The 11,771-nt window shown below is 46.4% G+C and carries 10 protein-coding genes; 7 read left to right on the top strand and 3 right to left on the bottom strand.

Annotated features, from left to right (window positions below):
• Positions 1–57: 57 nt before the first annotated feature.
• Complete coding sequence (locus NT178_07270) at positions 58–561, bottom strand: PAS domain S-box protein (protein ID MCX5812330.1); 504 nt, start codon at positions 559–561, stop codon at positions 58–60.
• A gap of 574 nt (positions 562–1,135) precedes the next feature.
• On the opposite strand from NT178_07270, the gene NT178_07265 reads away from it, so the two are divergent.
• The 6 genes from NT178_07265 (at position 1,136) to NT178_07240 (ending at position 7,924) form a co-directional block, all read left to right on the top strand.
• Positions 1,136–2,314 carry an acyltransferase family protein gene (locus NT178_07265; GenBank protein MCX5812329.1) on the top strand — a complete coding sequence of 393 codons (1,179 nt, stop codon included), beginning with the start codon at positions 1,136–1,138 and terminating at the stop codon, positions 2,312–2,314.
• A gap of 202 nt (positions 2,315–2,516) precedes the next feature.
• The gene (locus tag NT178_07260; protein MCX5812328.1) at positions 2,517–3,596 is read left to right on the top strand and encodes a sulfate ABC transporter substrate-binding protein; all 1,080 of its coding nucleotides are present in this window, start codon (positions 2,517–2,519) and stop codon (positions 3,594–3,596) included.
• Positions 3,593–4,426 carry an ABC transporter permease gene (locus NT178_07255; GenBank protein ID MCX5812327.1) on the top strand — a complete coding sequence of 278 codons (834 nt, stop codon included), beginning with the start codon at positions 3,593–3,595 and terminating at the stop codon, positions 4,424–4,426. The genes NT178_07260 and NT178_07255 overlap by 4 nt, the downstream gene beginning before the upstream one ends.
• Before the next feature lie 100 nt (positions 4,427–4,526).
• Positions 4,527–5,657: an ABC transporter ATP-binding protein gene (locus tag NT178_07250; GenBank protein ID MCX5812326.1), complete on the top strand. Its 1,131-nt coding sequence runs from the start codon at positions 4,527–4,529 to the stop codon at positions 5,655–5,657.
• Between the two features lie 193 nt (positions 5,658–5,850).
• Complete coding sequence (locus NT178_07245; protein MCX5812325.1) at positions 5,851–6,294, top strand: MarR family transcriptional regulator; 444 nt, start codon at positions 5,851–5,853, stop codon at positions 6,292–6,294.
• 46 nt (positions 6,295–6,340) lie between these two features.
• On the top strand, positions 6,341–7,924 hold the full coding sequence (locus NT178_07240) for an NAD(P)/FAD-dependent oxidoreductase (protein MCX5812324.1): 1,584 nt from the start codon (positions 6,341–6,343) through the stop codon (positions 7,922–7,924).
• A gap of 154 nt (positions 7,925–8,078) precedes the next feature.
• Here NT178_07240 and NT178_07235 read toward each other — a convergent pair whose 3' ends face one another.
• Positions 8,079–9,122 carry a TRAP transporter substrate-binding protein gene (locus NT178_07235; protein MCX5812323.1) on the bottom strand — a complete coding sequence of 348 codons (1,044 nt, stop codon included), beginning with the start codon at positions 9,120–9,122 and terminating at the stop codon, positions 8,079–8,081.
• 85 nt (positions 9,123–9,207) lie between these two features.
• On the bottom strand, positions 9,208–10,458 hold the full coding sequence (locus tag NT178_07230; GenBank protein ID MCX5812322.1) for a hypothetical protein: 1,251 nt from the start codon (positions 10,456–10,458) through the stop codon (positions 9,208–9,210).
• 525 nt (positions 10,459–10,983) lie between these two features.
• On the opposite strand from NT178_07230, the gene NT178_07225 reads away from it, so the two are divergent.
• On the top strand, positions 10,984–11,771 hold a 788-nt coding region (locus NT178_07225), incomplete at its 3' end, for a HAMP domain-containing protein (GenBank protein MCX5812321.1).

Genomic DNA, 11,771 nt, shown 5'->3' with positions numbered 1-11,771 from the left:
GTATCTCCTTGTAGTTGAGATGAGTTATTGTATCATATGAAGGCATAAAATGCCAGTTTATTGTATACTATTGTGGACATTGTAGCAAAATAGTTGGACTACCCTCGCAAAGGTTAAGGGGATTTGGGCAACAGGCCGTTTAGAGACAACCCCTATCCCCACAGGGGCAGCACTGAAAATACTTTGCAATCTATCTTCGTTTTTCCGCGATGCCTCTTCAGCCTTTTTGCGTTCGGTTATGTCTGCAATGGTGTGTACTGCTGTCACAATACGCTGATTATCATCCAATATTGGATCTACCGTGACTTCCAGCCATCGGCCATCTGACTCGATGACCGCACTTTCCCTGCAGTTTGTTTCTTTCATGCGAAGAAGCGGGCAACCAGGAAGGGGTTCCGGGATACCATGTACCACCTCAAAACAGAAATGACCATTCAGCTCATCGGCGGATTTGCTCAGTAACTTCTCAGTAGATCGGTTGCACTTGATGATCCGTCCCTCCGGACTGATGACACAGACAGAGTAATTTATCGCATCAAAAATATTATCCGACTGGCGCATATACTCACTGAACGTTTTCGAAACCTTTCTAAGCTCTGATTCCGATTGTTCCAGTTCCTGAATTCTCTGTTTTAAGGCGGATATTTCTTCGATCAGTTCTGAATGTGCGAATAATGAGTCTTTCAGGCGGCCCCCTCATGGTGATAAGTAGTGCCGATATATTGTTATATTAAGATTATTATATGAACATTATAAATACGTCAAGTGAAATCCATGTAAAATATAGTTGGTTTCCACCAATGATATTCGGGATCGGTAGCTGTATATGCGCTCCATTATGATTATTATAAAATGTTCTTATGAGGTTTAAGAAAATTATCAATATCCTGGGCATTTATTGCCGTATGAAAGCTGCTATGAAAATTAAAAGGCTGTATATGTTACTTTCAGGAAGACTTCGATTATGTATAAGCCACCTACATGGTGTGAGCTTCGCGGTTTCCTAAAAACAAGGATTACACCCATAGTCTGAAACAGCCCGGACACATTGATCTTCCATATAAAAAAATATTGAAAAATTCGGGAAATCGCCGTATAAAAGAAAGTCCCGGCAGGGAGTGTTACGAACGAGGGGGTGTTCTGTCGGGTCCATAAGCGTTTTATATTTTATGAAGGGACACCGGTCATCAGTAAACAAGCGAAAAGACTGTATTTCATAGACAATTTAAGAATATACATGACGTTCTCTGTGGTGCTTCACCATGCGGCGGTCATTTACGGAGTTCCGGGCGGATGGTACTATGCGGAATACGCCGGTGACACCCTGTCCCAGATATTTTTAACCATCTTCACCTTTCTTGGCAGGGCGTTTGTTATCCAGTTTTTCTTTTTTATAGCCGCTTTTTTCACACCTGCTGCGTATGATCGAAAAGGACCACTCAGCTTTATGAAAGAACGACTGATCAAACTCGGCATACCTCTTGTTGTTTATTCTTGCCTGATCGGCCCCACTATTACATATTTCGTTAAATTCAACACTCTTTCCACAGAATACTCTTTCTTGGAAAATATTTATTATTTCAAAAATGTAGCTCCCGCGGCCCTCTGGTTTGCAGAAGTTCTTATCATCTTTTCTTTCTTCTACGCTCTGTGGCATTTATTTGCAAAGGCTTCTTTGCCGGACCGACGGAACAACAGTACTTTTCCTGCCAATGCCACAATCTTGTTTTTTGCGATCGCCATAGGGCTTATCACCTTTCTGACCCGGATATACTACCCTGCTACTTATAAGGTTTTTCATCTGAGGCCCGGCAACTATCCGCCGTATATTGCCATGTTTATCGTTGGGATCGTAACCTATCGCCGGAACTGGCTGGCCTGCATAAATGATGATGTTTACAGATTCTGGATAAAAGTATTGGCCTTCTCATTCCTTCTTTTTGTCGGGTTGATGTTTTATGACGGCATACTGCATAAACATGCCATGCTCTACAGAGGAGGGCCGACCTGGCAGGGATTATTCGGCGCCCTCTGGGAAAATATTACCTGTGTAGGGGCTATTATATGCTGCATATATCTTGGCAACAAGTACGACAATCATCAGGGAAGGCTTTTTAAGGTATTGTCGAAAGACGCCTTTGCAGTCTACGTCTTTCATGCGCCCGTTGTGGTTGCCTTTACCTATTTTATGAAGGATATGCCGATCCATCCCCTGCTTAAATTTGTCGTTGTCTTTGCTGCTGCAACGCCCTTTACCTTTGCCTTATGTCATTACTGCATCATGAAAATACCCTTTGCAAGGCGCATTCTGTGATCGGCAAAACAAATGGGTGGATTTATTAAGCAGGCGCGAGACCTTTTTCATTTTGCATTCACTGTGAATGCAAAACAGTAAACTCCCCGGAAAGCCTTATCCTACCCTGTTCTGTGTCAGGTAAGTTTTAAAGTAAAAACGATTGAGGTCAAAGCTTTATTAACTAAAATACCCTTGACAACCTGTCTACAATAAAAGGAAAATGAAGAGAAAAACAGAAAAACTTCCCATGCCTATCCACCCTGTCTCTTACGTTAAATATCGCCTGGTGCGAAGAGTTATAACAGCCTGTATGATGCTGGCGCTGATTCTCTGGACTGTCTGGCCCTGGTTGCCTTCGCAAAGAAGCAATCATCCCCAAACTATTGTACTTTATGGATTCTCCATTCTTGAACCTGTGATCACGAAAAGCATATTCCCAGCCTTTCAGAAAAAGTGGATGGCCCAGACCGGGCAGAACGTGGAGCTTATCAGCTCTTTTGCCGGATCGGGCACCGTAGCAAACCAGTTGATCATGGGCGTTCCTGCGGAGATTGCAATCCTTTCAACAGAGCTGGATGTCCAGCGGCTCAAAAAGGCCGGGGTCATCCGCACCGAAACCTGGAAGGAGCTACCCCACAAGGGTGTTATTAATCGTACACCCTTTGTAATACTGGTAAGACCTGATAATCCGAAAAAAATACACGATTTCTCTGATCTGGTTCGACCCGGAATTCGGATCATCCATACGGATCCGCTCACATCCGGAGCCGCCAACTGGGCCATTGTTGCCGAATACGGCGCTGCCGTGAGACAGCCCGGTTCAGGTCCGGACGCCGGCAGGTCCATGCTCCTCGGCATCTGGCGAAATGTGGGTATTCAGGCCGGCAGCGGCAGGGCAGCCAAAACCCAATTTGACAACGGTTTTGGAGATGCCCTTATCACATATGAACAGGATGCCATCTGGAGCCGTTCTCACGGCTCATCACGTTTTGAAATCGTTTATCCCCGAAGTACGATTTTAAGTGAACATACCGCGGTTGTTATCGATCCCCATATTTCCAGGAAGCAAGTTAAACTTATCAAGGCGTTTGTCGACTTTCTCTGGAGCGAAGAAGCGCAGCGTATCTTTGTTGAGAGCGGATTTAGAAGTGTTGATGAAAGGCTGAATGTATCTAATACGGAATTCGGACTTATTCATGACCCCTTCTTTATTGATGATTTTGGCGGCTGGCAGCAGGCAAAACTCAATATCATCGATGAAATATGGAAAAACGGGGTCCTCAAGGAGTTAAAACCATGAACCAGGACAAGTTATTTCAGAAAAAGATCTATTCCATGCTCCCGGCCGGTTTTCTGGTCCTGGTGTTGCTGCCTCTTTTGTTGTTACCGCTGTCATCGGTCTTCATTTATGCCTTACGAGGAGGCCTCCGCAATTTTGGAGCCGCCCTCGTAACTGTGGATGTACTTTTTGCCCTTCGCTTCAGTTTGATTATTGCCTTCGCTACCGCAATTATCAATACTGTGCTTGGCACCTACGCGGCCTACGTTCTCAGCAAAACCCGTTTCCCGGGGCGTGAGCAGTTCGGCATCGTACTTAATCTGCCTGTTGCAATTCCCAACGTCGTTGTCGGTACTTCTCTTCTTCTTCTATGGGGGCCCATCGGTCTTTTCGGACAGATGCTGGAGCCCTTAGGAATACAGCCCATGTTCACTCCTGTTGGGGTATTGCTTGCACACGTTTTTGTTACATTTCCATACATGCTGGGGACCATTAAACCCGTGCTGGATGACCTGGAAATAACCTACGAAGAAGCGGCATACACCATGGGCGCCAGCCGCTGGCAGTCTTTCCGGCACATTGTATTCCCGGCGTTGAAAGGCGGCCTGCTCACCGGTGCTTTACTGACCTTTGCCCACTCTCTGGGAGAATTCGGTGCAACGGTGATGGTTTCGGGAAACCTTAGGCTACGGACACAGACTGCCCCGTTGTATATTTTTTCTCAGTTTGAAAGCGGCAACATTCAGGCAGCCAATTCCGTTGCAGCTATTCTTGCGATCCTTTCCTTCATACTTTTTTCTCTTATCCTCTTTCTTGCCGGACGAACTGGTAAAAAAGGGAGGCAACGATGAATTCAACACCAACAGTATCCACGGTTTTTCAAAAAATAGTATTTAAATTTGTAATTCACAAAAATTGCTCCAGACCATTCAGCTTTCAGCGAGGTACATAATGTCAATTCTTATTGAACAAATCAGTAAAAAATACGGCAAGCATTCTGTTGTCGACAAGGTCTCACTGGATGTGGCCGACGAAGAACTGGTTGTTCTTCTCGGATCAAGCGGCAGCGGGAAAAGCACCATCCTGCGCATGGTAGCAGGCCTTATACTACCCGATGAGGGACGGATATTGCTGAACGACATTGACATCACCCATCTCCCCCCACAGCAGCGTGGCCTCGGGTTTGTCTTCCAGAATTATTCGATTTTTCCTAATATGACCATTGCCGAGAATATTGAGTTCGGAATGAAAATCAGGAAAGTGCCCCTCTCGGAACGACAGGCCCGCAGTGAGCGTCTGCTTGAGTTAGTGGGCCTGCCCGGATTGGGTTCCCGATATTCAGGGCAGTTGTCGGGGGGGCAGCAGCAGCGTGTAGCGCTGGCGAGGGCTCTTGCCTATGAACCGCGGGTACTTTTACTTGATGAACCTTTCGGGGCTGTAGACGCTAAAACCCGCATACAGCTTCGTCAATCGTTAAAAAAGATTGTTAAGGAAATTGGCGTCACCACAATGATGGTAACCCATGATCAGGAGGAGGCCTTCGAACTGGCAGATCGCGTCGCCATTGTAAATCAAGGGCGTATCGAACATTACGGTTTTCCCAGCGATGTATATTATGCCCCGGCAACTCAATTTACTGCCGATTTTGTCGGAGACATCAACTTTTTTGAAGGGCATGTAACTGCTTCTACAGAGGATCGGTGCGAGATTAAACTCTTGGGATATTGGCCGGTCCATCGCCGGGGTCATCATCCCTTCCAAACGGGTCAGCATGTTCTTTACGGGGTGGGGCCCGAACAAATTCGGGTCAGTCTCCTTGAACCGGAAAGCTATGAAAACGGAATCAACGGGGTTATCGAGAAAAGTATGTTCCTCGGCGATGTGACACGCTATTCGATTCGTTTGACCAACAATAATCTGCTGGATGTGCAGGTCCTCAATTACCTTTTTATCGAAGGCATGGTAATGCCATATGAACTGAATGAACAAGTCTGGCTTATCTGGAGTAAAGGATCAGGCATTATTATGGCAGACGAAACATCCGGCATTGATCCGGCAATTGGTACGAATCAATCCTACTGAAGGCAGGAGAATTACGGCATCTATCTTTTCCCCGCCATAAAGAAATTTTTCCTGTCATGCCGCCATTATTCTTTCTTTTACTTTTACGCGCGAAAATATCTGAAGAAATTGCTTGACTTTTAATTACAATAAGGTAATATCATATTACTATCATAAGTTACTACTATCATATATCATAACCAAGGAGACTATTGTGAAAGAAAACCAATTGGATGAGCTCTCCGAGAGCGCGCTTCTCCTCTTTCCATTGTTGAAACACCTTTTCAATGGAGATTCCGGTGACCCGGCGCTTGCATCATTGAGAAATCAGACCTACCATATACTTCGAATCCTGGAAAGAAGAGGGCCGCTTCCGGTATCGGCAATAGGGAAGCAACTATTCATAGCCAAGCAAAACATGACCACTTTCGTCGACAGGCTTATAAATGAAGGGTTGGTTGAACGAAAAAATGACGCCGCCGACAGGAGAGTTATAAACATCATCATAACGGAAAAAGGGAGAGTTTTTGTGAAAGAGAGGAGACAGGGCTTGAAAAAAATCGTCAAGGAAAATTTGTCGAAGTTGAGTGATGAGGACATTGAATCACTTCATTCAGTTTTTGATGTAATAAGAACCATTGTCCATAAGCTGGAGTAGCATGTCGTTATGGATCAAAAAAACCTATTAAAAAAGGAGTAGAGCCATGTTTGAAGAAAAAATGTCGAGACGCTCTTTTATTACCCTGTCCGCCATCACCGCTACTTCTCTTGCCCTTGACTGGTCAAAGATTAATGCCCTGGCTGCCACAATGGGCGACAAGGCGAACTATCCCGTTGTGGTAATCGGTGCTGGACTGGGCGGGCTTTGCGCCGCCGCGTACCTCTCGAAGTTCGGCGTGCCTGTCACGCTCGTTGAACAGCACACAATCCCCGGAGGGTACGCGACAGCCTTTGAAAGGGGGGATTTTACCTTCGAGGTATCCCTCCACCTGATTACCATCAACAATAACAGCACAGCGGCTATCATGAAGGACCTGGGGATACTCGACAAGTTGCCGATGGTTTCCCTTCCCGATCAGCAGACCCCTGAGTCATTGGTGGAGACCCTTGCCAAAAAGTCCCCTTCAGAAAAGGACGGGATAAGAAGTTTTGTCAACGAGATTACGGGCATATCGGACGAAATATCGAGTCTTGCCAAGAGGAAGGGTAACTCCGGGAGGGTCTCCCTTCTCCAGTATCCGAAGATGTGGAATGTGAAAGATAAGACCCTCGCAGATTTGCTCAACGGCTATGTAAAAGATCAGGAATTAAAGGATCTTCTCGCTTCCGGCTGGGGCGCTTATGGTCTACCCCCTTCAAAACTTTCGGCATTCTATTTTGCCGCTGCGCGAGGCGGCAGCCTCAAGAACGGCTCGTTCTATATCCGGCCCCGATCCCAGGCGCTCAGTGATGCCCTTGCAGAGACGATCACACGCTCCGGGGGAAAGATCCTTTATGGAACTGCCGCACAGAACATCAGGGTCAAGGGCGGCGCCGTGGAGGGTGTTGAGTTGCACAATGGCAGAGTCCTCCCGGCTGTAACAGTAGTGAGCAATGCCAGTGCGCTCACCACGTTTAAGAAGATGCTGTCACCCGGTTCAGTGCCAGCCGATTACCTCAAGAAACTTGACGGATACAGCACGAGCCTTTCGACCTTCATAGTCTGGCTTGGACTCAACAAAGATGTGAGACAGATCATAAAGACCTATCGTCAAGGCTTCAAGACAGGCCGCGGTATAGAGGCCGATTACCTATCGTGCATGAATGGCGAGATCGAGCGGGCTCCGTACAGTGTAACCGTTTACGATCATCTTTATCAGGAATATTCAAAGCCCGGAAAGTCAACGGTCACGCTCCTTTGCCTCAGCGGTTACGAACCGTGGCGTAAATTCGAGTCCGACTACCAGGCAGGACAAAAAAGCGCCTACGATAAGGAGAAGGAGAGACGGACAAGGGTCCTTATTGCCAGGGCGGAAAAGGATTTTATCCCAGGACTTTCCTCTATGATTGAGGTTAGGGAATCGTCAACACCTCTCACCAATTGGCACTTCACGCGGAATCCGGAGGGTGCTATATATGGCTTCAATCAGACTGTGGACAATGCCTTTATGAACAGGCTTGATTGCAAAACACCAATAAAAGGACTCTACTTAGCGAGCGCCTGGGGAAATCCCGGCGGCGGATATGGCGGTGTCCTGAGCGGTGGTGAAAAAGCCTTCAGGATGATAGTGGAAGACTGGGCGGGATAGGTTTTATGCCCCCGCAAGATCTTTTTCATTTTGCGTCCAATGTGGACGCAAAACAGTAAACTCCCCGGAAAGCCTTGCCCTGCCTTGTTATTCATTAAAAAATGTCCCCCGCGTCCCAATGACAAAACCCGGGGGATTCGCAGGCCGATCCAGTCTAAAATGGTGCTTTCACCCCTCCCCGCTTTTCCTCTGCCTTCCAATAATCGATCCGCTCCCTGATAAAGCTGAACCACGCGTCAACATCAGCAGCCTTGAACCCTTTGGATACCATCTCTTTTTTGTAACTGCCCACCATAGGCTCCACAGCCTTTATCCATTTCCCTGCTTCCGCCTCGGACAAAGATATCAATTGGCCGTTTTCCTTCTTAAAGGCATCCAGTCCCTCAATGTCCATTTCATTCCATAGGCGCGCCTGGGCATCCTGCGTCTCTGCGGCGACCTCCATAAAGATTTTTTGAATGTCAGGAGGCAAGGAGTTCCACTTGGCTTTGTTCATCACAAAGTAAAAGGTGTAACCGGTACCGAGCCGCCACGATGCGGTGACGTTTCTGACGACCTCAGCGAATTTCCAGTATCTTAGCGTGGAAAGGTCCACCATGATTCCGTCGATCACAGCCCTTCTGAGAGACTCATAAACATCGGGCATCTCAAGTGGTATTGGAACAGCACCTAAGGCCTTCACGACGTCGGCAGTTTCGCCTGTCGCCCTCAGTTTAAGGCCCTTCATATCTTCAAGGGTCTTCACGGGTTTGCTGATGGTCTGGACAATTAACGGTCCCGAAGTATTGATGTAGAGGACTTGGACAGAATCCCATTCAGCGGGCTTGAATTTTGAGTAAAAGTCCTGGCTTACCTTGGATGCCACATACCCGCTTGGGAATCCAAGTGGTTGAGCGAAGACCTCCATCACGGGAAAACGTCCGCGGGTGTATGAAATATGAGAAACTCCCATATCTGCAATGTCAGTCACCACGCCGTTGAACATCTTCACCGGTGAAAGAAGGGTACCGCCGGGATAGTACGTGATTTGGACCCTGCCGTCTGTGCGCTTTTTGATCTCGTCACAGAACTTTGCGGTAAGAATAGACATCTTGTGAGTAACCGGAAGATAGTTGGCAGCCTTGAGTTTTATAACATCTGCTCCCCTTACCGGAGAACCGAGAACAAGGGCTGAGGCAACCACCATCAGTAAAACCATAATGCTTTTCTTCATCTCATACCTCCTTTGCAGTTAGAATTTGTAAACAAACAACATTCAGCGGACCCCCTGGATCGGGGACCTGTCAGTAAAAGCCATATTCCTTTGTGAACTCGAACATGGCTTTTACATTCTCCGGCTTTGCGTCGTCAAACCCCGCAGCCGAGTCCATGATATATCCTCCGTCCTTCCCGACAATATCGATCAATTTCTTACAGTAGGCCCTTATGTCTTCCGGTGTACCGGTGGCAAGCAGAGACAGCGGCACATTTCCACGGATACAAACCTGAGCGCCAAGCACCTCCTTTGCCTTGAAGATGTCCGTTGACTCGAAGGCGTAAATCGCCCTTGCAGGGGGTACATCCTTGATGATGTCCAGTCGGGAAGTACAGTTCCCTTCCCACAAAACGCACGGGGTCAGACCTTTGTTGATAAGGGCCACCACAAGATCCCGGAATGTCGGCCAGAAAAATCTTTTGAACTGCTCTTGAGACATAAAACCATCCAATCCTTTGTGGATAGGTATGAATATCCTGGGATTTCCGGACACCCGGGATGCGTTCTCGGCCAGTTCAATCATGATAGGAAGCAGCTTTTCGCATGCCTTGATAACTTTATCCGGCCTTCTGTACATGTCAAGCATAGAGGCTTTCGTGCCCCGGAAGTAGTCGCCCAGGGTATCAAAGGGTGCCTGGGTGAAGCCTCCATATTGCATAGGAAAGCCCGCTTCTCGCGCTTTCTCGACGAAAAGTCTGGAGTAGTATCCGACCTGAAGAGATTTCTCGCCTGCTTTTTTGAGAGCTTCCAGGGCTTCTATCATTTCCGGAGAACCAAATACGCCGAAGCCAAAAGGCGTACCCATGGCATATGTGATGATGTCCCTGAGGGGAGGGAGCTTTTCAAAGCCCTTAAGGACGCCGAATATGCGGGGCCAATATGTTCTTAACATGAAATCGGTAGGGTCGGCGAGGAAGGCATCATACTCGTCGGCCATCATATACTCACCATCCACAAACTGGTAGCTCAAGTCCGCTGCAACGCCGTGTCCTGGCCATCTTAACTGTTTGAAATCGAGTGTTTCGAGAAGGGGTCCAAGAAAACGAAGGGCAAAGGGATTATTGTCCATATCCGGCTCGAATTCCGTCAGGGTTCTCCATTGCGCCTTCCACAATTTTTCGGGATCATACATGACCTCTTCTATTGTCATTCCCGAGTACTTGGCCGGAAAAAAACTGAAGTGTGCAAGGATCGGCACTCTGTCCGGTTTTCCCAGGGCTATGGCATCCAAAACCCGCTGTTCCCGTTCTCTGTAAAGTTCCTCCATTGTCTTACCCATAATCATGGCTCCTGATTCAATATCTGGCCTTAGGGAGGATGAGGGGAACGCTCTTTAAAAAGTAAATATCTTTCCCCCGGCAAAAAGAAATTCTTCCTGTCATACCGGCCTTTTTTATTTCCATTTGTTTGCCTTTAGCAAATTAGAACTTTTACCTCCAAACTTCAAAAAATGCAATCAATTTTTTCCTGGTGGATGGGATTGTCCTTGCAGGATGGAGACTTTTCTATTTTGCATTCACAGTGGACACAAAACAGTAAACTCCCCGGAAAGCCTTACCCTGCCTTGTTGTGTGTCCGGTAAATCTTAAAACAAAATCAATTGAGGGCCAATTTTTATTCTTGACATTGGAGGAATAGGGAAGTTTTTGCATACGCTGGGTTGTTATGAATGAGGTGTCATAATAAGTGAAAAACGTCTTTGTTATCCCCACTTTCATACTTAAGTTATTTAATATAATTCCGATAATTATATAAAATGGGAAGCTTCAGGAAACCAAATTAACAAACAAGAGGGGGATAAATTATGAAGAAGTATAAAAGTGTGAGAACAAAACTCATACTGGTAATTTTTCTCGCAGTGCTGACAACAGCAATTTTGTGTATAGGGGTTAATGTATACAATTTCTCAAAATATTATCGTGAAGCTATTGATGGTAAGATAAACGCATCTGCACAAAGTGTCATTAAGACGATCAATGAAATACTGAAATCAGGCTCGCTGGGAAGCAGCGGAGTGATAACGGAATGGATCGGAAGGGACTGTGAGAGGGCTAAAACTTCAGATAAGGACATCCTATATCTGGCGGTTACCGATACCAAAGGGCTAATCCATTACCATACCGAAAAGCAGTATATGAACAAAACATTCGAGCAGCCAAAGAATGTCATTGACAAAGCATACCCCATTAAACCCGATGGAGGAGATAGTGCAGGCATCTTACATATAGGCATCGAAAAGAAAACCATTAACAATAAAATAAACGCCTTTATATTCGGAGGAGTCTTGATCAGTGTTTTTATACTTTGCCTGATTTTGCCATTGGTTTCCCTTCTCGTTTCAAACAGAATAATGAAACCGCTAAAGAAGATTACTGTCATGCTGACGGACATAGCCGAAGGAGATGGGGATCTCACGAAAAGACTGGAAAGGGTTGAGACACAAGATGAATTCGAGGTACTTTCAAAGAAGTTCAATAAATTCGTTGATAAAGTACACGAACTTGTTGTGAAGGTAGGACAAAACACTTCAAATGTATCACGTTCTGCCAATGAGCTCTATGCAAAGACAGAAGAAATGAAAGATGTAATTGT

The organism is Pseudomonadota bacterium (assembly GCA_026388255.1).
Classification (GTDB): Bacteria; Desulfobacterota; Syntrophorhabdia; order Syntrophorhabdales; family Syntrophorhabdaceae; genus JAPLKB01.
This window is presented reverse-complemented; position numbering and strand designations above follow the sequence as displayed.

Bases quoted from the DNA above. Each gene is read 5' to 3' on its own strand.
- NT178_07270 (MCX5812330.1), bottom strand. From the start codon at position 561: ATGCGCCAGTCGGATAATATTTTTGATGCGATAAATTACTCTGTCTGT.
- NT178_07260 (MCX5812328.1), top strand. From the start codon at position 2,517: ATGAAGAGAAAAACAGAAAAACTTCCCATGCCTATCCACCCTGTCTCT.
- NT178_07255 (MCX5812327.1), top strand. From the start codon at position 3,593: ATGAACCAGGACAAGTTATTTCAGAAAAAGATCTATTCCATGCTCCCG.
- NT178_07250 (MCX5812326.1), top strand. From the start codon at position 4,527: ATGTCAATTCTTATTGAACAAATCAGTAAAAAATACGGCAAGCATTCT.
- NT178_07240 (MCX5812324.1), top strand. From the start codon at position 6,341: ATGTTTGAAGAAAAAATGTCGAGACGCTCTTTTATTACCCTGTCCGCC.
- NT178_07235 (MCX5812323.1), bottom strand. From the start codon at position 9,122: ATGGTTTTACTGATGGTGGTTGCCTCAGCCCTTGTTCTCGGTTCTCCG.
- NT178_07230 (MCX5812322.1), bottom strand. From the start codon at position 10,458: ATGGGTAAGACAATGGAGGAACTTTACAGAGAACGGGAACAGCGGGTT.